22 protein-coding genes, 1 tRNA gene and 2 pseudogenes are annotated in these 23543 nt (G+C 67.0%); 16 read left to right on the forward strand and 9 right to left on the reverse strand.

Features of this window, described 5'->3' with window-relative positions:
* Positions 1-7 precede the first annotated feature (7 nt).
* Both A5650_RS07110 and A5650_RS07115 read right to left on the reverse strand, forming a co-directional pair.
* Positions 8-2350, reverse strand: a complete 2343-nt coding sequence (locus A5650_RS07110; protein ID WP_067288139.1) for a xanthine dehydrogenase family protein molybdopterin-binding subunit — start codon at positions 2348-2350, stop codon at positions 8-10.
* 73 nt (positions 2351-2423) lie between these two features.
* Positions 2424-3545: an XdhC family protein gene (locus tag A5650_RS07115; RefSeq protein WP_067288142.1), complete on the reverse strand. Its 1122-nt coding sequence runs from the start codon at positions 3543-3545 to the stop codon at positions 2424-2426.
* Positions 3546-3617: 72 nt separating this feature from the next.
* On the opposite strand from A5650_RS07115, the gene A5650_RS07120 reads away from it, so the two are divergent.
* Together A5650_RS07120 and A5650_RS07125 are read left to right on the forward strand one after the other, a co-directional pair.
* Entirely contained in the window at positions 3618-4550 is a 933-nt protein-coding gene (locus A5650_RS07120) for an alpha/beta fold hydrolase (protein ID WP_231992557.1), read from the forward strand.
* Positions 4551-4554: 4 nt separating this feature from the next.
* On the forward strand, positions 4555-6018 hold the full coding sequence (locus A5650_RS07125) for a WS/DGAT/MGAT family O-acyltransferase (RefSeq protein WP_067288146.1): 1464 nt from the start codon (positions 4555-4557) through the stop codon (positions 6016-6018).
* On the opposite strand, the gene A5650_RS07130 is transcribed toward A5650_RS07125, so the two are convergent.
* Complete coding sequence (locus tag A5650_RS07130) at positions 5975-7234, reverse strand: cytochrome P450 (RefSeq protein WP_067288149.1); 1260 nt, start codon at positions 7232-7234, stop codon at positions 5975-5977. The two genes, A5650_RS07125 and A5650_RS07130, sit on opposite strands and share 44 nt — an antisense overlap.
* A 94-nt stretch (positions 7235-7328) precedes the next feature.
* On the opposite strand from A5650_RS07130, the gene A5650_RS07135 reads away from it, so the two are divergent.
* From A5650_RS07135 to A5650_RS07170, 8 genes and pseudogenes are all read left to right on the forward strand, one after another.
* Positions 7329-7997, forward strand: a complete 669-nt coding sequence (locus A5650_RS07135; protein ID WP_067288152.1) for a M15 family metallopeptidase — start codon at positions 7329-7331, stop codon at positions 7995-7997.
* A gap of 193 nt (positions 7998-8190) precedes the next feature.
* The gene (locus A5650_RS07140; protein ID WP_067288155.1) at positions 8191-9492 is read left to right on the forward strand and encodes a spinster family MFS transporter; all 1302 of its coding nucleotides are present in this window, start codon (positions 8191-8193) and stop codon (positions 9490-9492) included.
* Between the two features lie 9 nt (positions 9493-9501).
* Entirely contained in the window at positions 9502-10524 is a 1023-nt protein-coding gene (locus A5650_RS07145; RefSeq protein WP_082950640.1) for an NADP-dependent oxidoreductase, read from the forward strand.
* 86 nt (positions 10525-10610) lie between these two features.
* Positions 10611-11348 (forward strand): annotated as a pseudogene (locus A5650_RS07150) (cutinase family protein); the annotation flags it as partial.
* Between the two features lie 176 nt (positions 11349-11524).
* Positions 11525-11905: a carboxymuconolactone decarboxylase family protein gene (locus tag A5650_RS07155; protein ID WP_067288486.1), complete on the forward strand. Its 381-nt coding sequence runs from the start codon at positions 11525-11527 to the stop codon at positions 11903-11905.
* Between the two features lie 6 nt (positions 11906-11911).
* On the forward strand, positions 11912-12787 hold the full coding sequence (locus tag A5650_RS07160; protein ID WP_067288158.1) for an NAD(P)-dependent oxidoreductase: 876 nt from the start codon (positions 11912-11914) through the stop codon (positions 12785-12787).
* 30 nt (positions 12788-12817) lie between these two features.
* Entirely contained in the window at positions 12818-13366 is a 549-nt protein-coding gene (locus tag A5650_RS07165) for a hypothetical protein (RefSeq protein WP_067288161.1), read from the forward strand.
* Positions 13367-13482: 116 nt separating this feature from the next.
* Positions 13483-14880 carry a PepSY-associated TM helix domain-containing protein gene (locus tag A5650_RS07170; RefSeq protein ID WP_067288164.1) on the forward strand — a complete coding sequence of 466 codons (1398 nt, stop codon included), beginning with the start codon at positions 13483-13485 and terminating at the stop codon, positions 14878-14880.
* On the opposite strand, the gene A5650_RS07175 is transcribed toward A5650_RS07170, so the two are convergent.
* On the reverse strand, positions 14877-15293 hold the full coding sequence (locus tag A5650_RS07175) for a DUF5313 domain-containing protein (protein ID WP_067288167.1): 417 nt from the start codon (positions 15291-15293) through the stop codon (positions 14877-14879). The two genes, A5650_RS07170 and A5650_RS07175, sit on opposite strands and share 4 nt — an antisense overlap.
* Positions 15294-15310: 17 nt before the next feature.
* Positions 15311-15811: a MarR family winged helix-turn-helix transcriptional regulator gene (locus A5650_RS07180; protein ID WP_067288170.1), complete on the reverse strand. Its 501-nt coding sequence runs from the start codon at positions 15809-15811 to the stop codon at positions 15311-15313.
* 91 nt (positions 15812-15902) lie between these two features.
* Here A5650_RS07180 and A5650_RS27090 point away from each other — a divergent pair, with 91 nt between their 5' ends.
* Positions 15903-16058 carry a hypothetical protein gene (locus A5650_RS27090; protein ID WP_197501806.1) on the forward strand — a complete coding sequence of 52 codons (156 nt, stop codon included), beginning with the start codon at positions 15903-15905 and terminating at the stop codon, positions 16056-16058.
* Here A5650_RS27090 and A5650_RS07185 read toward each other — a convergent pair whose 3' ends face one another.
* Together A5650_RS07185 and A5650_RS07190 are read right to left on the reverse strand one after the other, a co-directional pair.
* Entirely contained in the window at positions 16059-17219 is a 1161-nt protein-coding gene (locus tag A5650_RS07185; protein ID WP_067288488.1) for a SpoIIE family protein phosphatase, read from the reverse strand.
* Positions 17216-18016, reverse strand: a complete 801-nt coding sequence (locus tag A5650_RS07190) for an alpha/beta fold hydrolase (RefSeq protein ID WP_067288173.1) — start codon at positions 18014-18016, stop codon at positions 17216-17218. Before A5650_RS07190 ends, A5650_RS07185 begins: the two co-directional genes overlap by 4 nt.
* A 158-nt stretch (positions 18017-18174) precedes the next feature.
* Here A5650_RS07190 and A5650_RS07195 point away from each other — a divergent pair, with 158 nt between their 5' ends.
* Positions 18175-18960, forward strand: a complete 786-nt coding sequence (locus tag A5650_RS07195; protein ID WP_156744033.1) for a SigB/SigF/SigG family RNA polymerase sigma factor — start codon at positions 18175-18177, stop codon at positions 18958-18960.
* 15 nt (positions 18961-18975) lie between these two features.
* Here the strand turns inward: A5650_RS07195 and A5650_RS07200 are convergent, their stop codons facing one another.
* On the reverse strand, positions 18976-20931 hold the full coding sequence (locus A5650_RS07200; protein WP_067288494.1) for a serine/threonine-protein kinase: 1956 nt from the start codon (positions 20929-20931) through the stop codon (positions 18976-18978).
* Between the two features lie 221 nt (positions 20932-21152).
* Between A5650_RS07200 and A5650_RS07205 the strand changes: the two genes are divergently transcribed.
* The 3 genes and pseudogenes from A5650_RS07205 to A5650_RS07210 all read left to right on the forward strand — a co-directional run bounded on the left by A5650_RS07205 (position 21153) and on the right by A5650_RS07210 (position 21900).
* A tRNA-Thr gene (locus A5650_RS07205) sits at positions 21153-21225 on the forward strand.
* 122 nt (positions 21226-21347) lie between these two features.
* A pseudogene (locus A5650_RS27295) lies at positions 21348-21522 on the forward strand (HNH endonuclease); the annotation flags it as partial.
* 51 nt (positions 21523-21573) lie between these two features.
* The gene (locus tag A5650_RS07210; RefSeq protein ID WP_067288177.1) at positions 21574-21900 is read left to right on the forward strand and encodes a hypothetical protein; all 327 of its coding nucleotides are present in this window, start codon (positions 21574-21576) and stop codon (positions 21898-21900) included.
* 2 nt (positions 21901-21902) lie between these two features.
* Here the strand turns inward: A5650_RS07210 and A5650_RS07215 are convergent, their stop codons facing one another.
* Entirely contained in the window at positions 21903-22724 is an 822-nt protein-coding gene (locus A5650_RS07215; RefSeq protein ID WP_067288180.1) for a hypothetical protein, read from the reverse strand.
* A gap of 101 nt (positions 22725-22825) precedes the next feature.
* Here A5650_RS07215 and A5650_RS07220 point away from each other — a divergent pair, with 101 nt between their 5' ends.
* Entirely contained in the window at positions 22826-23539 is a 714-nt protein-coding gene (locus A5650_RS07220; protein WP_197500513.1) for a response regulator transcription factor, read from the forward strand.
* Positions 23540-23543: the final 4 nt, after the last annotated feature.

Here is a 23543-nt window from a genome sequence, read left to right on the forward strand (position 1 = left end):
TTGATCCTCACTTCTGGGCTTTCTCGATAGCCTCGACGATCGCGGCCGGGCTGGCGGGCAGGCGGGTCAGGGTGACGCCGAGAGGTGCCAGGGCGTCGTTGATCGCGTTGATGACGGCGGGTGTCGAGCCGATGGCGCCGCCCTCGCCGACACCCTTGTATCCGCCGACACCGGGTCCGGGGATCTCGACGTGGCCGTATTCGATCGCGGGCACCTCGGTGGCTGTCGGCAGCAGGTAGTCGACGAAGGTGCTCGACAGCGGGTTGCCGTCGTCGTCGTAGGCCATGTCCTCGAGCAACGCCCCGCCGATGCCCTGCACCGTGCCGCCGGCGATCTGCCCCTCGACGACGTTGGGGTTGATCATCGGGCCGACGTCCTCGCTGACGATGTAGCGGGTCAGCGTGACTCGCCCCGTCTCGACGTCGACCTCACACGTGCACGCGTGCGTGGCGTTCGCCCAGTGGATCGGCGCCTGCGACGTGAACCGCGCGGTGGCCTCCAGCGAGGCCGACACGCCCGGTGGCAGCTGCCCGGGTTCGTAGTACGCGCGGTACGCCAGGTCGGCGAAAGTGACGCTCTTGTCCGGGTTTTCGCGCACCACCGCGCGCGAACCCGCCAGCTCGATATCGGACTCCTCTACCTCGAGGTGCGGGGCCGCCATCGCGATGATCTGCTTGCGCAGCATCGCGCCGGCCTCGGCCACCGCACCTGCGGTCATCGGACCGCTGCGGCTGCCCTGCGTGCCCGCGCCGTACGGCGTGACCGCGGTGTCGCCCTGGATCGTCGACACATCGGCGATGTCGGCGCCCAGCGCGTCGGCGGTCAGTTGAACCACGGTGGTCTCGATGCTGTTCCCGGTCGAGCCGCCGTTGACGTAGACGTTGATCTTGCCCGTCGGTTCCATCCGGATCGTCGCACCCTCGGATGCGAGGTGACCCGTCGCGGCACCCGTCGGCTCGATGTACGCCGAGAACCCGAGCCCGATGTAGCGACCGTCGGCCAGCGCCTCGGCCTGCTCCTTGCGGAAGCCTTCGTGGTCGAGGATCTTCACGGCCTGCTCGAAGGTGTCGGCGGGGGCGACGTGGTCGTAGGGCATGCCGTTGGGGTTGAAGTACGGCATTTCGTCGCCGCGCAGGATGTTGCGCCGGCGCAGTTCGACCGGATCCATACCGATCTTGCGCGCGGCGATGTCGAAAAGTACTTCGCGGGCAAGCGTTTCGTACTGCCAGGGCCCGCGGTAGGCGGCCAGCCCGGCGGTGTTGGAGAACACCGTCTTGTAGTTGAAGCTGGCCTTCGGCACCCGGTACGGGCCGGGGAAGAACATGCCCACCGCGGCGGTGGTCAGGACCGGGTACGGCGTGGGGTACGCGCCGACGTCGTAGGCGAAGTCGATGTCGACGGCCAGGATGGTGCCCTCCTCGTCGAGCGCCACCCGGGCGGTGCCGTCGACGTGGCGGGCCTGTCCGGCCGACATCAGATTCTCGCGGCGGTCCTCGATCCACTTCAGGGGTGCGGGAACCTTGCGCGCGGCCAGCATGATGCACATGTCCTCGCGCATCGGCACGACCTTCTGCCCGAAGCCGCCGCCGGTGTCGCGCATGATGACCCGCACGTTGTGCGCCGGGATGCCGAGCAGGCGGGCACAGAACGCGCGCAACTCGTGCGGCGTCTGCGTCGACGCCCACAGCGTCAGTTCGCCGGTCGCGGGTGTCCATTCCACGACCATGCCGCGGCATTCGATCGGCACCGGCGCGTAGATCTGCTGGTAGACGTTCGCCGATGCAACGCAGGCGGCGTTGGAGAAGGTCTCCTCGTCTGGCGGCGCGCCGCCCATGCCGCCGGCGACGTTGTCCGGATAGGCCTCGTGGACGACGGGCACACCGGCCTCGGCACCGCCGATCGCCTTGGTGAAATCGGCGACGGCAGGCAGGGGTTCGTAGTCGACGTCGACGGCATCGACGGCATCCTCGGCGAGGTAGCGGCTGTCGGCGACGACGAGCGCGATCGGATCGCCGACGAACTTGACCTCACCCTCGGCCAGCGGCGGCCGCGGGGTGTCCGGGATGTCCTTGCCGGCGACCGCGTGCCACGCCTCCTTGACGTCGGGATTGAGGTCGTCGGCGGTGAACACTGCATGGACGCCGGGCATGGCCAGCGCGGCTGACGCGTCGATGCCCTTGATACTGGCCCTCGCGAATGGGCTTCGCACGAAGCAGGCGTGCAGCATGCCGGGGCGTACGACATCGTCGACGAACGTTCCGCGACCGGTGAGAAGCCGGTTGTCCTCGACGCGCGCGACCCGGGTTCCTGCATAACGGGTCGCGACCTTCTCCGCTGAAGCAGAAGTCACGGTTCACCCTTCTCTTCGCCGTGTAAAGAGTGACGTTATCGCATTCGAGAACGACATTTCCATACGCGCTGTCTCATCGTTCGTGATGGATGCGCCCGTCGGTATCGCTGAGCGGTGCGCCGCCGCCACCCCACCTGCGGGCGATGATCTCCGCGGCGATCGAAACCGCGGTCTCCTCCGGGGTGCGGGCCCCGAGATCGAGTCCGATCGGGCTGGCCAACCGCGTCAGTTCCGCGTCGGTGAGCCCGGCCTCGCGCAAACGGCCCATCCGGTCGTCGTGGGTCCGGCGCGAGCCCATCACCCCGATGTAGCCGACCTCGGGCAGGCGCAGCGCGACCTGCAGCACTGGCACGTCGAACTTCGGGTCGTGGGTGAGCACGCAGATCGCGGTGCGGGCGTCGATTGCGCCCAGCTCGGCCTGTTCTACCAGGTAGCGGTCGGGCCAGTTGACGACGACCTCATGCGCGCCGGGGAAGCGGGCCGGCGTGGCGAACACCGGGCGGGCGTCGCACACGGTGACGCGGTATCCGAGCAGCGCCCCCTGCTGCGCGAGCGCGCCCGCGAAGTCGATCGCGCCGAAGATCAGCATTCGCGGCGGCGGCGCGTGGCTGGCGACGAACACCTCCATGCCGGTCTCCTGGCGCTGACCGTCGGGTCCGTACGACAGCACGCCGGTACGGCCGGCGGCGAGCAGCCCGCGCGCATCGTCGGTGACGGCGGCGTCCAGGCGCGCCGAGCCCAGCGAGCCGTCGACCGAATCCGTCCCGATCACCAGGCGGCGCCCGACCCGGTCGGGGTCGGGATGGGCGATGACGGTGGCGACCGCGATCGGCCGGTGGGCGGCGATGTCGTCGGCGATGGCCTGCAGCTGGGGGAAGGTGCCCTGCGACATCGGCTCGGCGAAGACGTCGATGATGCCGCCGCACGTGAGACCGACGGCGAAGGCGTCGTCGTCGCTGATGCCGTAGCGCTGCAGTTCGGGGCGGCCGGAGGAGACCACGTCGTTGGCCAATTCGTACACGGCGGCCTCGACGCAGCCACCCGACACGGAACCGGCGACTGAGCCGTCGGGGCAGACCACCATGGTCGCGCCGGGTTGGCGCGGCGCCGAGTGAATCGTGCGCACGACCGTGGCCACACCGGCGGTGCCCCCGTCCCGCCACACGGTCAGCAACTCGTCGAGCACCTCGCGCACGCTCGCAGTCTAAGCCCGCGACGCTGTGCGAGTGCTCAGCGGTGCGCGGCGCGATCGGCGGACGGCTCGCTGTTGTGGCTCTATCGTTGGGGAATCGCTTGGAAACTGCCCAAACAGCTCTCGATTCCGCGGCTGCCGTCGTTGCCCGCGTTGGCCTCGGCCGCGAACGTCCCGGAGGGCCGGATGGTGGAGCTCCCGGGTCGTGGCGCGACCTACGTCGTCGACTCGGGGCACCGGGACGGCCCCGTCTTCATCTTGTTGCACTCGGTGGCGTGCACGGGTGTCATGACGTGGTACCCCGCGTTGGACGCATTGCAGAACCTCGGGAGGGTCGTCGTCTTCGACCAACGCGGTCACGGTCAGGGCATCACATCGCATCGGTTCCTGCTCGAGGACTGCGCCGACGACGTCGCCGCCCTCGCTGATGCCCTGCACATCGACACGTTCGTGCCGGTCGGGTACTCGATGGGCTCACTTGTAGCCCAACTGGTTTGGAGGCGGCATCCAACGCGGGTCGACGGGTTGGTGCTGTGTGCCGCAGCTGCTGCCGTCAACCGCGCCAGCTACGAGCGGGTCGCGACCGGTCTCTTCGCCGCGCTGCTCGAATCGCTGAGCCCGCCCGCACGGCGACTCACGCCCGCCGCGATGGCGGCCGCCGGCGCTTTCCAGAACCATCAGTGGCTTCTCAACCAGGTGCGGAGCACGTCACCCGGCGCGATCACCCGGGCCCTGGCGGAGGTCATCCGGTTCGACTCGACGACATGGATTCACCAGGTCGATGTCCCGACGGCGGTGGTGGTGACGACACGCGACCGGGCCTTCGGGGTGCGCCGGCAGCGGTGGTTGGCGAGCCGGATACCCGACGCCGAAACCTTCGACGTGGACGCCGGACACGCCGGATGCACCTTCGCCTCCGACAAGTTCGTCGCCGCGCTCCTCGCCGCGGCTGAGTCGGTGAGCGGCCGCCTACCGCCGACCGGGCGTTACGAGACCGCTGAAGGTTAACGATATGAAGCGCCTCAGTGGTTGGGACTCACTGCTGCTGTCCAGCGAGACGCCGAACGTGCATCAGCATACGCTCAAGATCGCAGTGATCGACACATCGTTGTTCGAGGGGGAGCCGACGTTCGACGCGTTCCTCAAGACGTTCCGCGAGCGCCTGCCTGCCCTGGATCCGTTGCGGTATGAACTCGTCGACGTTCCTCTGCGCCTGCATCGGCCGGTGTGGCGCGAAGGTGCCGACATCGACCTCGGCTATCACGTCCGAAAAGTCGTCGTGCCGGACCCGCGCGGGCGTGCGGGGCTCGAGGCGCTGATCGGGCGGATCGCGAGCACGCCCCTGGACCGCAACCGGCCGCTGTGGGAGCTGTATTACGCCGAAGGGCTGGCCGAAAACCGCGTCGCGGTGATCGGCAAGGTGCACCACGCGTTGGCCGACGGCGTCGCGTCGGCGAACCTGATGGCCCGTGCGATGGAATGGCCAGGCGCCGAGACGCGGGACTACCGTCCTGGCCGCGACGCCGAATCGCCTTCAGCCGCACGTCTGCTCGCGTTCGCGGGACGGGACCACCTCCGCCAGCTCGCGGGCCTGCCCGGCGTCCTCAAGGAAGTCGCCGTAGGCGCCTACCGACTCCAGCGGCGAGCGCGTCAACGTCGTCATCATCCGGAACTCGCAGAACGATTCAGGCCTCCGCCGACCTTCCTCAACCGCAAGCTCTCGGCAGGACGTGCCTTCGCGACGGCGACGCTGTCGCTCGACGAGGTGAAAGCGACCAGCAAACATCTCGAGGCGACCATCAACGACGTGGTGCTGGCGATCGCCGCCGGCGGGCTGCGCACCCTGCTCATCGAGCATGACAGGAGCGCCGACGAGGCGCTCATCGCCTCCGTTCCAGCCTCGACCGACACCTCACCGGACCGGATCTCCGGCAACGAGTTGAGCACCATGCTGGTGTCCCTGCCGGTGCAGATTGCCGACCCCCTGGATCGGGTCCGCGTGATCCAAACAGCCACACGGATGGCCAAAGAGGACAACGAGCTGCTCGGCCCGGCCACCGTCGGCAAGGGTCTGCGATACGTTCCGCCCGCGGCGGCCCGCGCAATCTTCCGGTGGACGTCGCAACGCGAGGCGCCGAACCAGTTGTTCAACCTGATCGTGTCGAACGTTCCGGGACCCCGCCAACGCGGCCGAATCGCCGGAGCGGTGGTCACCGAGATCTACTCGGTCGGGCCGCTGGCCGCCGGTTCGGCGATGAACATGACGGTCTGGAGCTACGCCGATCAGCTCAACATCTCGGTGCTCTGCGACGATCTGGTGTTTCCCGACGCCCACACCGCGACGGACGCGTTCATCACCGCCTTCGCCGATCTACGCCGAGCCGGCGGCCTAGGGGACACGACCACCGACGTGTCGGGCGCCTTGCCGCGCGTCAGCGCGCGTCGAACGCGATGGGAAGCGTCGCCGGGCCGGTGATCCCGACCAACGGCTTCCACGTCGCGGGCCCGGCGCGCCGCAGATCGCGCATACGGTTGGACATCACGACGAGCGCCTCGGCCAGTTCGCGCCGGGCCAGATTGGCGCCGAGGCAGTAGTGCGCACCCGCCCCGAACGTCTGCATCGGCGCGGCGCCCTGCCTGGTGATGTCCAGACGCTCTGGGTCGTCGTAGGCGTTCGGATCCCGGTTTGCACTGGCCGTATTGACCAGCACGAAGGTGCCTGCCGGAATGGTCACGCCGTCGTAGGAGACGTCCTCGATCGTCATCCGCATCGCACCGAAGACCACAGGGTAGAACCGCATCACCTCCTCGACGGCGTTCATCGCGAGCTCGGGACGTTCGGCGAGCAACTCCCATTGGTCGGGGTGGTCGCAGAACACGTCCACCGCCGCGGCGAGCTGGTTGCGGGTGGTGTCGGTGCCGGCCATCAGGATGCCCGCCGCCAGCATCCGCAATTCCTCGATGCTCAACCGGTCGCCGTCGTCCTCGGCGCGGATCAACTCGGAGATGAGATCGTCGGTGAGAGAATCGCGACGTTCGGCGACCATCCCGTCGACGTAGTCGTCGAGCTCGGCCCAGGCTTGCAGAATCACCGGCTCGTGTTCGGCCGCGTTCCACTCGAACAGCTTGAAGAAGTCGTCGGCCCACTCGGAGAACAATTTCCAGTCTTCGCTCGGGGCGCCGAGCAGCTCGGCGATGACCGGCACCGGATACGGGCGCGCGATGTCCTCCACGACCTCGCAGCGCCCCGTGTCCGCCAGCGGGTCGACAAGACCGGAGATGATCTCGGTGATCGTCGTCTCGAGCCGCCCCACCGAGCGCGGCGTGAACGCCTTGCACACCAGGCGGCGAAGCCGGGAGTGGGTCTCGCCATTGACGCTGAGCAGTGTGCTGACCGCGCGGTCCCACAGCGGCCCCGAGGTGATGCCCTGAGCCTCGAGTCCAAGTCCCGGCGGCACGCACATGCGGTGGTCGCGCAGCGCCGCCCGGACCGTTTCGTAGCTCAACAGCTCGGGTCCGTGAGCGCCCATCACGACCGGTCCCGCGCTCCGTGCCTCGGCGATCCGCCGGTGCGCCTCGTGTGCGCTGGGGGCGTCCTCGTAGGAAACAGTAGGCAGGTCGGCCTCGAAAACGCTCGGACTGCGCCGATCGACCGAGGCGATGTCCGTGTCGAAGTTGGTGGTGACGCTCATGGGGGCCTCCTCGGCGTGACGACACTTCGATGCTCGGTTCCGCCGACGAAGCGGACTAGCGTAGGCGACTACTCCACTCCGGAAACGAGGCGCAATGCGTAGAGCCTGGGCGGGCCCGGCGGCGGCCGCTCTCGTGCTGACGTCGCCTGTGATCGGGACGGCCTCCGCGACGCCGGATGCGTCGGTGCCGCCGGTGTCCGATGCGGCTCGGGCGGCCGGGCTCATCGACGTACGCAGCGTCGTGCCCGACGCGGTGATCGACCTTCGGTATGCGACGGCAGACAACTTCGTCGGCGAGCAGCTGTATCCGGCCGACGCGCGTTGCCTGGTCCACGAATCGATGGCGCCCGGGTTGGCGGCCGCCGCCGACACCTTGCGCGCAGCCGGCGAGGTGTTGGTGTTCTGGGACTGCTACCGCCCGCACGACGTGCAGGTGCGGATGTTCGAGGCGGTGCCCGACCCGAGCTGGGTGGCGAGGCCGGGGACCGACGCCCGCAGCCACGAGGCCGCACTGTCGGTCGATGTGACGTTGGCCCGCGACGGTTCCCTCATCGACATGGGCACCGGATTCGACGACTTCACTTCACGCGCCCGCGCGTACGCCTCCGAAGGAGTCACACCGGCCGCGAGGGCCAACCGCGCGCGTTTACGGAAGGCGATGGCGGCGGGGGATCTCACGGTGTACGACGGCGAGTGGTGGCACTTCGACGCAGCGAGCGCAAACGGACCGCACCCGATACTCGACGTCCCTGTGAACTATTAGCCCGTCAGGCTGCGGCCGGATCCGCTGTCATGGCTTGGCAGTAGGAGCACAGGTTGGGCCCGAGTGTCGGGTAACCACATCCGCCGCAGATCGCGACCGCGGTGACTTCATCGGCTTCGGGCATGCCGGTTATTTACCCCCTTGCAATCCAATTAATCCCCGGATTGAGACAAGTCTGAAAAGCTGCCCCGTCATGGCTACTGCACAGCTCGCCCCGGTTAGCGACACCCACGGCACGCGGCGAGCCTGGGTGGCCGTCGCCCTCCTCGCGATCGTCGGCACGCTGAACTACGCGGACCGGTTCCTGCCCGCGGTTCTCGCCGAACCGATCGGGGCCGATCTGGACCTGTCCGACACCGCGCTCGGCGTGATCAACGGGTTCGGCTTCCTGGCCGTCTACGCGGTGCTCGGACTCCTGATCGCCCGCATCGCCGACCGCGGCGCCTTCGGACTGGTGGTGTCGACGTGCCTGACGCTGTGGGGCGCAATGACGATGCTGGCCGGGGCCGTGCAATCGGGCTTCCAGCTGGCGCTCACCCGGGTGGGCGTGGCGATCGGCGAGGCGGGCAGCACACCGGCGGCGCATGCGTACGTCGCGCGCAATTTTGCTCCGGAACGCCGCGCGGCGCCGCTGGCGGTGATAACGCTGGCGATTCCGCTCGCGAGCGCGGCCAGCCTCATCGGCGGCGGCCTACTCGCCCAATCACTGGGCTGGCGAATGGCTTTCGTGGTCATGGGTGCGATCAGCGTGGCCTTCGCGCCGCTGATCCTCATCGCGCTCGGGCGCAGGCAGTCGATGCCCGCCCCTGTCGCCGTCGACACCGGCGTCCCTGCCCGGGCGTGGGATCTGATGCGCAAAGGCAGCTTCGTCGGCGTCGTCGTCGGCGCGTCGTGCATCTCGGTGGCGGGCTACTCGCTGACGGCGTTCGCCCCCGCATATCTGGTCCGCACCCGCGGTATGGAGCTGGATGAGGTCGGTGTGCAATACGGCGTCGCCAGCGGGCTGACGGGAATCGTCGGCCTCCTGATCGTCGGTCGGGTCGCCGACCGGTTGTCCGCCCGCGATCCCCGGTGGCTGTTGTGGCTCGTCGCCGTGATGACCGCGGCGTTGCTCCCGTTCTCGGCACTGGCATTCACGGTGGACAACCGGACGTTGTGCATCTGGTTCATCTCGCTGAGTTACGTCGTCGGCACGGCGCACATGGCGCCTTCGATCGCGGCCATCCAACGCCTCGCCCGGGTCGAACAGCGCGCGACGGCCTCGGCGATCTTCCTGTTCTTCGGCGCAATCCTCGGTTCGGCCGGCCCGTTCTTCACGGGCGTGCTCAGCGATGCGCTGAAGGACGACCTCGGCGCGCTGTCGCTCGGGCGCGCCCTGCTGATAGTTCCGCTGTTCCAAGTGATCGCGCTTGTCTGCTATCTCCTCGCGAGTCGAAGGTTCACCCGCGAGATCGTCGAGGCGACAGACGCCCACAGCGGGGCGCCCATTGGGTAGGTTCGCGTCGTGGCCGAGCTGATGAATCGCCAAATCGTGTTGCGCCGCAGACCCGTCGGGCTGGTGCAGCCCGACGACACGGAGTTGATCAGCACGCCGGCACCGGAGCCCGCCGACGGTGAGGCGCTGGTGCGGACGACTTACATCGGCATCGACGCGGCGGCCCGCACCTGGTTGAACGACCAGCCGGGCTACCTGCCTCCGGTGCAACTCGGCGAGGTCATCCGTGCGGCGGGAATCGGCGAGGTGGTGGCGTCGCGCTGCGATGCGTACGCCGTCGGGGACGTCGTGACGACGCTGACCGGATTCCAGGAGTACGTCATCAGCCGCGACGACATCTTCACCACGCCGGTGCCCGGTCCGGACGTCGACCAACTCGCGGTGATGTCGGTGTACGGCCCGACCGGTGCGACGGCGTACTTCGGGATGGTCGGTATCGGCAAGCCGCAGCCCGGCGAGACGGTGGTGGTCTCGGCAGCGGCGGGCGCCACCGGTTCGGTCGCGGGCCAGATCGCGAAGATCGCCGGTGCCCGCGTGGTGGGCATCGCGGGCGGACCGGAGAAGTGCCGGGCCGTCGTGGAGGACTTCGGGTTCGACGCGTGCATCGACTATCGCGAGGTCAACCTGCCCGCGGCGTTGAAGGAGCACTGCCCCAGAGGTGTCGACGTGTACTTCGACAACGTCGGCGGCCCGATCCTCGACGCGGTGCTCGGCCGTCTGGCGCACAAGGCGAGAGTTGTGCTCTGCGGGGTCATCTCGAGCTATCTGACCGGTGAGCATCCCGGGCCAGCCAACTACGTCAACCTGCTGTCGAAAACCGCGTTGATGCAGGGGTTCAACGCGCTGGACGAATGGGGGCGCTTCGATGAGGCGTTCGGGCCGCTGCGACAGTGGGCGGCCGAGGGCCGACTGGTGCACCGCCAGACGATCTACGAGGGCATCGAGTCCTGTGTTGACGCGATGAACGGCTTGTTCACCGGCGCGAACATCGGCAAGATGCTGGTGAGGGTCAACCAACCTACGAACGGCTGATGTTCCTGATTGCGTGCGGGTCAAAGCGGGTATGACGAACGTCGCAATTTGGTGGCAGACGTATCGCAACACATAGGAGTGGTCGAATGGGCGCTCGTCGAATCGCTCGGATGCTTGGTCTGGTCGTGCCGGTAGCGGCACTCCTCGCCGCACCCGTCCCGCTCGCGGCGGCACAACCCCCTCCGCCCGCACCTGCGCCGGCCCCGCCGCCGGGTTGTCCCGACGTCCAGGTGGTGTTCGCTCGCGGGACACTCGAGCCGATCGGCGTCGGCGGCGTCGGACAGGCGTTCGTCGACGCGCTACGCGCTCAGGCGGGAGGTCGCACCGTCGACGTCTACCCGGTGAACTACCCGGCCAGCAACGACTTCGGCGACCGCATCCAGTTCGCCCGCACGGTCGTCGACGGCATCCGCGACGCGGGAACCAAGGTGGAGTCGACCGCCGCTAACTGCCCCGACACCCGGGTCGTGCTCGGCGGCTTCTCGCAGGGCGCGACCGTGGCCGGCTACGTGACGGCGGCCGAGATACCCGAGGAGATTCCGGCCGAGTACCGCGAGTACATCCCGAACCCGATGCCGTCGAGCGTGGCAGACCACGTCGCCGCGGTGGTGCTGTTCGGAAAGCCGTCCGAGCAGTTCATGCAGGACATCGGTGCTCCGCCGATCGTGATCGGCCCGTCGTACACCGGCAAGACCCTCGACCTTTGCGCCCAGGGCGACACGATCTGCAACGGTGCTCCCCCCGGGCTGCCGCCCATCGCGCACAACTCGTACGCCTTCAACGGGATGACGAACGAGGGTGCGGCGTATGCCGTGGCGCGGTTGAATCCCGACGCGACACCGCCGCCGGCGCCGGTCCCCGCGGCACCTCCGGCGCCCCGCGGGCCCGAGGTCTTCGCGGCTCCTGCGCCCGGGCCGCCACCCGCACCCGCACCCGCTCCTGCGCCGGCGCCTGCTCCGGCCGGCTGACGCCGCGAGTCTGGGTCTGCCACTCTCGTGTGGTGGACCGAGACGTGTATGACAAGGGCCGAGAGATCCGCACCGCGGTGCTCGGTGAGGCATATGTGCAGAATGCGACGGCTGGCGCGGACGACTTCACGGGGCCGTTCCAGGATCTGGTGACCGAGTACTGCTGGGGGGCGGTGTGGGGCCGCGACGCCCTGCCCCGCAAGACCCGCAGCATGCTTAATCTCGCGATGCTCGCGGTGTTGAACCGCCCCAACGAATTACGGACGCATGTCAGGGGCGCACTCACCAACGGCGTGTCCCGCGAGGAGATCCGCGAGATCTTCATGCAGGTCGCGGTGTACGCGGGTGTTCCCGCCGCGGTGGACGCCTTCCGTATCGCCCGCGCGACATTCGACGAGATCGAAGAGCGGTAGTACGGCATGGACGTCGGCTTCATCGGCCTGGGCAACATGGGATTCCCGATGGCGGCTCGACTTCGGGACGCCGGGTACGGGGTCGTGGTGTTCGACACCCGCCGGGAGGTGGTCGACAGGGCGGTCGAAGCCGGGGCTTCGCCTGCGGCCTCCGTCCGCGAGGTCGCCGATCGCGTGCCGACCCTGCTGGCCAGCCTTCCGACACCGCAAGCGTCAAAGTCGGTGGTCGCCGATGTCGCAGGTGGGACCGCCGTCGAACGATTCATCGACCTCTCGACGGTGGGAAGCCACGCGGCACAGCGCAATAGCACACTGCTGGCCGAGCGGGGGATCGCGACGCTCGATAGCCCCGTCAGCGGCGGCGTGCACGGGGCCGAGGCGGGCACGCTGGCCATCATGGTGTCGGGGCCGCAGGCACACTACGAGCTGTGTGTGCCCATCTTCGAAACTATCGGGCGGGCAACGTTCGTCAGCGAGAAGCCCGGTGCGGCGCAGACGATGAAACTCGTCAACAACGTGATCGCCGCGACGACGTTGGCCGTCACCGCCGAAGCGATGGTGGCCGGTGTGAAAGCGGGCCTCGACGCACAGGTGATGATCGACGTCCTCAACGCCGGTTCCGGCGGCACGCACGCCAGTCGGGACAAGTTCCCAAGGGCGGTGCTGTCGCGCACGTTCGATTACGGCTTCGCGACGGGGCTGATGGTCAAGGACGTCAGGCTCTACCTCGACGAGGCCAAGGCGCTGGGCCTGCCGACCGAGGTGGCCGATGCCGTCGCGCAGGTATGGGAGGCGACGATGGCGGCTGAGGGAGCCGAGTCCGACTTCACCGTGGTGGTGAAACCGATGGAGGACGCCGCCGGTGTGGTGGTCGAAGGGTGACCCGGTCGGGCCGCCGGTAGAGTTCGGCGGGTGAACACGCCCGGGTCGCGCGCACGTTGGGTGCGCGGGGGTCTGATCGGTGCGTGTTCGGCCGTGTTGACCGCGACCGCGCACACGTTCGCGGGTGGGCAGCTGCCGCGGGGTTCGGCGCTGATCGTTGCGATGCTCGTCTGTGCCACGGTCGGGGCCGGTGCCGCAAGGCCGGTGCTCGACGGGCGTCGCGCGCGGGTGATCGGCGTCGCCGGGGCGCTGAGTGTCGCGCAGGTCCTCGGCCACTTGGCGTTCGTCGTCGCGGGGGGACACGTCCACACAGCAATTGCGCTCGGGTTCACGCCCGCCATGGTGGCGGCCCACGTCGGGGCCGCGATCGTGCTCGGAGCGGTGATCGCCGCCGTGGAGTACCTGTACGTCGTCTGCGTATCCGTAGTGCGGTGGCTGCGCATCTTCGCCACGCTCGCCGTGCCTCCCCGTGCGCGCAGGCTGGACCGAGATGTCAAAACCGTTGTCGCCGAGTCAGTTCTAGGTAATTACGGGCTCGGCATGCGCGCTCCGCCGCGCCTGTGCACGACCGCGGGTTAGCCCGCCGCCGATCGATCGGCCGCGACCGTCGTCGCGGCGTTATTGAACACTCCGTCACCTCGAATTCGATCCGTCGAGCGTGCTCGGCGGGTCATTGGCTGAAGGCTCGCACACTCATGACAACGACCCCTACCCTCGGCATGCCCGCGCGTCAGCGACCGCGGGGCCTACGTCAACTTCTCCTCCGATTGCATTTCTACGCCGGCGTTTTCGTCGGCCCGTTCCTACTGATCGCCGCGATAACCGGACTGTTGTACGCCGTCATTCCGCAGATCGACGAGGCGGTCTACCGGCACCACCTCACCGTCGACCAGGTCGGTGAGCAACGGCTCCCACTGGCCGAGCAGATTCGTGCCGCGCGTGCCGCGCACCCCGAAGGGGTGGTGCAGCGCATCGGACCACCCGCTTCGCCCGACGAGACGACGCGTGTCGTTCTCGCCGTCGACGATGTGCCGCCCGACTATGCGCGGACGGTGTTCGTCGACCCGTACAGCGGTGAGGTCCGGGGCGCGCTGACCACCTACGGTCAGTGGCTGCCCGTTCGCGCCTGGTTCGACGAATTGCATCGCAACCTGCACCTCGGTGCACTGGGCCGCAACTACAGTGAGCTCGCGGCCAGCTGGTTGACAGTGATCGCGCTGGCAGGTCTGGCGCTGTGGTACATCCACCGTCGCGACACCGGAAAGCTGCGTCGCATCGCGCTACCCGACCGCGACAAGAAGGGCCGCCGGCGCACCCTGTCCTGGCATGGCGCCGTTGGCGTTTGGATCATCGTGGCGCTGCTCGGGCTGTCGGTCACCGGCATAACCTGGTCCCGGTACGGCGGTGAGACGGTCAATCTGTTGCAGGAGAGGCTGAACACCGCAGCGCCGTCGGTCGACACCGCGCTGACACGACCCCACACCGGGGCCCCGGCCGGGCATCAGCACGACCTGTCGCCCACGGCGGGCGGCGACGCAATGTTGCGCGGTGCGGACACCGCACTGCACGCCGCCGTCGGTGCGGGCTTGCGTGCGCCGATGTGGATGTATCCGCCCGCGCACGAGGGCCAGGGCTGGCAGGTCGCCGAGAACAAGCGTGACTGGCCCACCCGCCACGACGCGGTCTCGGTCGACCCTGCCACGGGCGTCGTGACCGATCGTGTCGACTTCTCCGACTGGCCCTTTCTGGCCCAGCTCACCGACTGGGCGATCGACGCCCACATGGGTGTGCTGTTCGGAGTGGTGAACCAGATCCTGTTGGCGCTCACGGCAATTGGGTTGATCGCGATCATCGTCCGCGGCTACCTCATGTGGTGGCAACGCAGGCCGACGAGGGGATCGTCCTGGGCGGCCGGACCCCCGCCCGTCCGTGGCGCGCTGCGCGGCCTGCACCCGGCCGCAGTCACCGCGCTTGTCGCCGGCGTGGCCGCGCTGGGCTGGGCGCTACCGCTGTTCGGCCTCAGCCTGCTGGTGTTCGTGCTCACCGATGTCGTCGTCGCAAAGGTCAAGAGACGCGGCGCGCCCGTGCGCTAGAACGGACTGCTGTTCTGCTGCCAGCGTGCTTCTTCGGGGCGCGGGCCGAAGCGGCGGACGTAGTCCTCGTGCATCCGCGCGTCCTTCTTGCGCCTGATCTCGTCGACCAGGTTCTGGTCGAGCCCGTGTTGGGCGAGGCGATGGCGGCGCCAGATCTTGTTGAGTGCCAGCGCCATCAGGATCGCCCAGATGTAGATCGGCGCCGTCATCTCCAGGTGTACGTAGAACGACGCCGGCAGCAGCCAGAAGGGAGCCAGAACCAGGAAGGGCGGTATCGCCATCCGGATCATGTGACGGCGGAGCGCGCCCGGTCCGGCCAGGTCGCGTGCGACCCACTCGCGCATGGAATCCGGCAGTCGGCGCCCGTACGAATAGGCGATGTACTGAATGATATTGGGGCGGGCCGCAGCCACGGATCCTCCTCGGGTAGTCAGGTGTCGAGTGCGCCCGCCGCGAGCGCAGCGGTGTTCACGCGGTTCAACACATTGCGGAGATTTTCGAGTTCGGAAAGGTCGACACCCAGGCGTTCGACGACGGCAAGCGGAATGTCGAGCGCACGTTTGCGTAAGTGCTCGCCCTCCTCGGTGAGGCGCACATCGGTGGCGCGCTCGTCGACGGCGCTGCGGGCCCGGGTGATCAAGCCGAGCGACTCGAGGCGTTTGAGCATCGGCGACAGCGTCGCCGAGTCGAGTTGCAAGGTGCGTGCGATGTCTTTGACCGAAAGCGGCTTCGTGGGCGGCTCGCCCGTGCCCGCGGTCTTGTAGTGGTCCCACAACGTCAGCATGACCAGATACTGCGGGTGGGTGAGGCCGAGTGGTTCGAGCAGCGGGCGGTAGATCGCCAGCACGGCCCTGTGGGTAACCGCGAGCGCGAAGCACACCTGCTGTTCGAGCGCCAGCGGGTCGACGCGGGACGGCGTGGAAGTGGTCACCTTTCCATCGTGGGCTAATAGTTAGCCCCCTAGCAATGTACTTCCCATCACACCGGGTTTCGTCGTGCGGCAAGTGGTCGATCCTGCTCGAATGTCAACGCAGAACGATCCGCCGGCCACGCCGAAGGACGCCACCAGGGTGACCGAGGAACAGCGCGCACTGCAGGACGATCTGGACCACCGGGACGACGATCCCGAGGCCCCGGGCGGCCATCAGGATCGCCACGACGTCGCCGACGAGACCTGATCAGGCGTTCGCGGGAACCCCAAAGGCGAGCACCGCTGCATCGTCTTTGACTCCGGGCCCGAAGCTGGTGAGTAATTCCTTCAAAGCGTTGACGATGGTGTCGGCCGTGGCGGGGGCGCGCTCGTCGACGAACGCAAGCAGGGCCCCTTCGTCGTCATAGCGCTCGTGCCCGATTCCCGTGTTCGCCTCGGTCAAGCCGTCGGTGTAGAGCACCATGGTGTCGCCCGGCGACAGATGGAATTTGTGGGCGACGAATCGCGCCTTGTCGGTGATCCCGGTGGCGTGGCCGCCGACGGTGTCGGCGTAGTACGCCGAACCGTCCGCGTTGAGGAGCAGTGGCGGCGGGTGGCCGCCGCTGGCGAGTTCCACGTCGAAACCGTTGCCGCACATGGTGAGGTTGCCGTCGATCACGGTGCACAGGCGGTTACCGCCGACCTCGACGTCCTGCATGAGCACCGAGTTGAGCACGCGCAGCGCCTTCACCGGGTCATGGTCGGCCACCGCGGCCGACCGCAGCACGTACCGCGCCAGGCCCGCGACGACAGCGGCGTCTACCCCCTTGCCGGCGACATCGCCGAGGAAGAATCCCCACGTCGTTCGCGAGAGCGGGAACAGGTCGTAGAAGTCGCCGCCGACGTCGTCCTCCGAGGCGGTGTGGTAGTAGGCGGCGGCATCCAATCCCGGCGGCGGCGCCAGGAGCGGCGGAAGCAGTGAGCGGCGCAGGGTTTCGGCGAATGCCTGCACGCGGCTGCGTTCGGTCTCGGCGCGCTCGCGTTGCGCGAGTAGTTCGCGTTCGTACGATCGCCGGTCCTTGGCGTCGACCGCCGTGAGGCGCAGCAGCTCCGGCTTGCCGTCGGCGTCGTACTTCACGTTGGCAGTCAGGAAGATGGGGATCCGGGTGCCGTCGGCGGTCAGGAAGTCCAGCGTGACTCCGTCGAGTTTGCCGCTCATCCGCAGGATCGCCCGGAAGTGGGTGTCGTAGTGCAGGCGTCCACCCACGGTCAGTAGGTCGGTGATCAGCTTGCCCTGCAGACCGTTTCGCTCGTAACCGAGCCAGTCGGCCAACGTTGCGTTGGCGCGGATGATGCGTCCGTTCGGATGTGCGATCGCGTTTCCGGACGGCGCGTTCTCCCAATGATCGCCGAGGTCCGACTCGGTCATGTCGAACATGCGAATTCGGCGATCGCTTCGGCCGTTTCGTCTGGGGCGCTGACGTGAGGACAGTGCCCGGTCGCATCGAGTGTGATCAGCCGACTGCCGGAAATGTGTTGATGCACATAGGCTCCGACGGTCGCCGGGGCGATCGCGTCTTCGGCACACTCCAGTATCAGGGTGGGCACCGAAACCTTCGGGAGGTCGGTGCGGTTGTCGGATAGAAACGTCGCACGCGCGAACACGCGTGCGCAGTCGGGGTTGGTTCGGCAGAACGACGCCTCCAGTTCCGCGGCCAGCTCCGGTCGGTCCGCGTTGCCCATGATCACCGGGGCCATGGCTTCCGACCAGCCGAGGTAGTTGAGTTCCAGTGACTCCAGCAGTTCGTCGATGTCCGCCCTCGAGAATCCGCCCCGGTATCCGTCGTCGTCGATGTAGCGAGGCGATGGTGTGATCATGACAAGTTTGGCGATCCGTTCGGGCTCGCTGATCACTGCGAGAACACCGATCATCGCCGCCACCGAGTGCCCGACGAACACCACATCGCGCAGGTCGAGGTCGCGCAGTATCTCGGCGATGTCGTCGGCGTAGCCGTCCAACGATGCGTACTTGGTCTCGTCCCACGCCTTCGGGTCCGATGCGCCGGAACCGACGTGGTCCATCAACACGATCCGGAAGTCGGCCTGCAACCGGCCGACGATGAGGCGCCACAAGTTCTGGTCGCAGCCGAACCCGTGGACTAGGAACAGAGTCGGACCGCTCTGGCGACCAACGATCTTGATGTTGTTCCGGGTCCAGACGTTCATGTCCAGCAGCTTAGAAGTCGCCGACCAGGCTCTGTGCGGCACCGCTGCAACCTCGGGCGAGGTGGAGGGTCGTTTCGGCTGGTCAACATGTGGGTATACGTGCTCGATCAGGTTCAGATCCGAGCCCGCCATTCCACTTCCTAGGGACGGATGTACCCGTGGCTGGACCCAATTCCGACTACTCAGACGTGACGGAGATGTTCCGTCACCTCAAGACCCTCGATGAGGGGTCGAACGCCTACCGACGGCAGCGCGACCTGATCTGTCAGCGCTGCCTTCCGCTGGCCGATCACATCGCGCGGCGCTATCGCAACCGTGGCGAGGCACATGAAGACCTGGTGCAGGCCGCTCGCGTCGGCCTGGTCAATGCGCTCAACCGGTTCGACATCGACAACGGGACGGAATTCCTGTCCTTTGCCGTGCCGACGATGATGGGCGAGGTCCGCAGGCACTTCCGGGACCACGCGTGGGCGGTGAAGGTGCCGCGCACCGTCAAGGACCTCCAGATGAGGGTCAATAAGGCGACTGCCACGCTGGCGCAGGGTCTGAACCGCGCGCCGACCGCGACGGAGATCGCCGAGCATCTCGGTGTCGACCGCGAGCAGGTGGTGCAGGCGGCGATTGCCGGCTCCAACTATTCGACGTTGTCGACCGATATCCCGGCGATGCGTGACGACGAATCGGCATCCATCGGCGACGGATTCGGCAGCGACGACGCCGGTTACGAGAAGGTGCTCGACGTCGAGACCGTGCGGCCATTGATCGCCGCCCTGCCCGACAAACAACGTGAGGTGCTGACGTTGCGCTTCTTCGATGACATGACGCAGAGCCAGATCGCCGCGCAGATCGGCTGTTCGCAGATGCATGTCTCGCGGCTGCTCGCGAAAGCACTGGAGGCCTTGCGAAGTGAGGTCAAGGAATCTGTCCTCGCTGCTGCGAGCTGAGCCTAGAGGCGCAGGCTAATGTGGTGCTCGTCTGCGTATCACTCTCTCGAGTGCTCGGATGTCCGATTCGATCTGCCGTGACAGCCAATATGCGAGCACGAAACCGGCGATTCCTCCGACGCACAGAACGCGGATCGCCACGATGACCTTCGCGATCTCGGCAGGAGTCAGGAAGGTCACGGCGACGACGCCGAACAACGGTACAGAGGCCGCAACCGCCAGATAGCGGGGTAGTCGGCGGTTGAGTGCTCTTAGCTCTTCGGCTTCTCCCGGGTTCGTCTGTCCGTGTGCGACCAGCTCCGGATAGACGCTGCGCACTATGTAAAAGGTGAACAGAAAGAACGGGTAGGCGATCGCGATAGCGCCACACATCGTGAGGGACCCGAAGAAGTGAATCGCAGACCTACCAGGTATCCCGCCCGCGGCGAACTGCATGGTCAACGGGAATGTCAAACCTGACAGCAACCACAAACCGAACACGATGAACACTGCCCGATCGCCTGCGACAAGACAGTCGTGGCGTGCGCGGGCCAAGGTTTCTGCGGGCGGCGCCAGCCCGTGTCGCAGGCGGCGCGGGACCAGGATGATGTAGCGATACCAATAGAGCAGCACCGCAGCGCCGAGCGGGAAGAACACCGCGTTGACAACCGTGGTGACCAACATGAACCGGCCCTGCGCCTGCTCGGAAAGCTGACTGACGATGAGCAGCTGATTGTGCTGGATGTTGTACGCGCTGGCCAACAGGTTGGGAATCATGATGGCCAGGAAGGCGATTGGCACAAAGAACGGTCGTAGTCGCAGCCGCCAGCTTCGGGCAAGCGGATCCACCAGGTCACGAGCTTGCGGATCAAGACAGAGTTGGAGCTGCTCGGCGAGTTCGGCGCCCGACGCCCAACGCTGATCACGATTGGCGCTCAACGCCTTCATCAGAACTCTCTGCAAAGCGGAAGGACAGTTCGCAGGCAGAGCTGCGAGTGCTGGTGGAGACACCCCCTGTGAGCGGGCTTTCAGCATGAGATCGAGGGCGGTGGTGTCGCCGATCGCTCCGTCCGCGCCTGCCCGCGCGGCTTGTGCTTCAGAATCGTCGAACGGCTTCTGACCGGTGAGTAACTCCCACAGCACGACAGCGAGGGAGTAAATGTCGCTGCGGGCGTCGAGGGCCGCCATTTCGGGGGTGTGTCCGGGCTGGCAAGCCAGGAGTTGCTCCGGGGACATGTACGACAGTGAGCCGCCGAAGTATTCGAAGGGGCTTGCGCCCGTTACGTTCCGAGCGAAGCTGATGTTGAAGTCCGCGAGTTTTGGCGTGCCGTCGGATGCGAGGAGGACGTTCGCCAGCTTGATATCGCGGTGAAGCACGCCTCGTGAATTCGCATAGTCCAACGCCTGAGCGAGCCGTTTCCCGATCCACGCGACGGTGTCGGGCCAGGGGAGCGAGGCGAGCTCGGCGCGGGTGGATGACTCCGTGGGACGGATTCCCCCTCGCGCCTCCAGTGCGTTGTCGACCGCGTCGAGCAGCGTCTGACCGGTTTCCGGGGGCTCAGTTCTCCGATGAATCGTCTCGACGACGTCGAGCAGTGTCCCGCCGGGCAGATACTGCATGTACAGCAGCCGCCAGTTCTGGTCGCGCAGGATGCGCTGGTCGAAAACTCGGACGATGTAGTCGTGATCCAGTTGCGCCAGCGCCTGCGGCTCATGGCCTTCATTCGCCGAGATCTTCACCGCCACCAGCCGTTGCATGGACCGTTGACGGGCGAGAAAGACTCGCGCGAATGCGCCGCTGCCCAGTTCGAGCAGCAGATCGAAGTCGTCGAGCTGCTGCCCAACCTCAATCTGTGTGATTCGGTTCGACGGGCTGACCGCGGCGAACGATGGCTCATATGTCCCGGTGCGAGTCACGTTTCCGCTCGCGCCGTCCGTCGGCGCCTGGGTTTGTGTGAATTCGAGCGGATAGTCGGCGGTCGAATCGGTCATGACAACCTCGTTCCAGGTTGTCTCATCGTATCGGCGGCGCGCCAGGCCTGGGACTTCTTGGGTGAATACCTGCTGGGGTGTGCGGCGATACCGCGGGCAGCGAGGGCGGGGCTCATTGAGATGCTCGACCGCCCCGCTCAGCAGCATGAACGCCATGGCAGCCGTACCGTGCATTTCCGGACAACATCACGCCGTAGAATGACCAGGGTTCTAGCGAGCCGGCCGCGTTAGCTCAGATGGTAGAGCATCGCTCTTGTAAAGCGAATGTCGAGAGTTCGAGTCTCTCACGCGGCTCTTCACTTGTCGGCCCTCCTGTTCAGGGTCGCGTCATGGCGACGTCCTGTCCGCGCTGCGAGTGCGACAGGGTGTAGCCAGAAAGTGTTCTGCTCCAATTCATGTCAGCACGCTGTTCAAGCCTCGCGCTAAACATCGACCACATCGATGTCGATGCGACGAAAATCATCGTGAGAATCTGCGGCTGGTGTGTCCGAAGCCGAACTGCGACAGTCAACTCCCGCCTATGAAGCGAAGAACCGAGGTAACGGTCGGTATTACCAGGGAGAGCGCTACGCCGACGGGTCGTCTTACTGAACGAGGCCATCTGAGTTTATCGGGTCGCCGGTTCGGGGAACTCCGCTGCCCGTGACTGTCAAGGACGATCTGCTCAGCGACTTCTCCGATGTGTATCCGGGCTTGCCCCGCCCGCGCGTGGAACGGCTGCTGGCGCTGCTCGACGAGAGCGCGAGCACTGAGGGGGGCCTCGGCCTCAGCATCGCCACCGCCATCAAGCCGCTGGTACCCGACATTGCCTCGCGCATCGAGTCCTACAAGAAGAGCGAAGTCGACGACTACGTCCGGATGCTGCGCGGCGCGACGGTGCTTTTGCTGCAGCGGTGGCAGCCCGAGGACCAACCGCCGACCCCGGAGAGCGTGTCAGAAGCGATTCAGACCATCGAAGCCGACGCTTGAGCTCACTCCTCGACGTCGATGATGCGCCGAGACGTCACCGTCCGTGACGACGACCGCGCGCGCGGCCTGCGTCCGGGCAGGGGAATCCGGTCGGCGATATTGCTCAGCGGGTTGACGACCTGGCTCAACGTCACGACCGCGTCGTGCAGCGCGTCGATCGTCGGGGCGAGCGCTTCGAGCCCCGGTGCCAACCGGTTCAGCGTGTCCGCGACGTCGGCCAGCTTCAGGAGCGGCCCGTCCGGATCGGTCAGGGTGTCAAGCAGCCCGCCTTCAGCAAGCAGTCGGTCCGCCACGCCGTCCTCGCGCAGCACCCGTTCCACCAGACCATCGTTGGCCAGCAGCTGGTCGGCGAGCCCGCCCGGCGCGATCACGCGCGACAACGCGCCGTCGTCGGTGGTCATCCGATCCGCGAGGCCGCCCTCCGCCAACAGCTGGTCCACCAGCCCACCCGGTGCCACGGCCCGGGCGACGGCGCCGTTCTCGGCGGTCATCCGGTCCAGCAGCCCGCCCTCGGTGGTCAGCTGATCGACCAGGCCACCCGGGCGCAGGAGCCTGTCCAGCGGGCCGTTGGGTGCCAGTGCCCGGCCCAACGGGGCGTCGTCGTCCATCAGCCGGGCCAACCGGTTCGCCCGCTCAACGGCGTCGTTGAGCCCGAGCATGGTCGCGAATGACGCCGGTCCGGCGCCGCCATCCCTGGGCTCGCCAAGCGTGCGCTGCGCCATGCTCACCGCGCCTGTCGCCATGGCGAGCCCCGCGTCGGCGACCGCCAGGGCGGCTTTCGCCGGTGCGGTCGCGATATCGGTCAGCGCTTTGCCGAAGTTCATCACCTCAGTCTATGGACGGCGCAAGATCAAAACTCACAGGAACTACACAGCTCGCTCGCAGGAACCCAACCAGTGAAGAGGCGGACAGTGATGGAGTGGCCATGCCTGCATTACCCGAGAACACACCGGAGGCCAAGGTCCTCGTCGTGGACGACGAGGCCAACATCGTCGAACTCCTGTCTGTCAGCCTGAAGTTCCAGGGGTTCGAGGTCTACACCGCCTCCAATGGACCCGCTGCGCTGGACAAGGCGCGCGAAGTACGCCCGGACGCCGTCATCCTTGACGTGATGATGCCCGGCATGGACGGCTTCGGCCTGCTGCGCCGGTTGCGCGCCGACGGTATCGACGCACCGGCGTTATTCCTGACCGCGCGCGACTCTCTCCAAGACAAGATCGCCGGGCTGACGCTCGGCGGCGACGACTACGTGACCAAACCGTTCAGCCTCGAGGAAGTGGTAGCCCGCCTGCGGGTGATCCTGCGCCGCTCGGGGCGCGGCGTCGAGGAGCCCCGCAATTCCCGGCTGACCTTCGCCGACATCGAACTGGACGAAGACACGCACGAAGTGTGGAAGGCCGGAGAGCCGGTGTCGTTGTCGCCGACGGAGTTCACGCTGCTGCGGTATTTCATCATCAATGCGGGGACGGTGCTCTCGAAGCCCAAGATCCTGGACCACGTCTGGCGCTACGACTTCGGCGGCGACGTCAACGTCGTCGAGTCTTACGTCTCCTACCTGCGACGCAAAATCGACACCGGCGAGAAGCGCTTGCTGCACACGCTGCGCGGCGTGGGGTACGTGCTTCGCGAGCCTCGGTGACGAA

It is taken from the genome of Mycobacterium sp. 1164985.4 (genome assembly GCF_001668575.1).
GTDB lineage: Bacteria > Actinomycetota > Actinomycetes > Mycobacteriales > Mycobacteriaceae > Mycobacterium.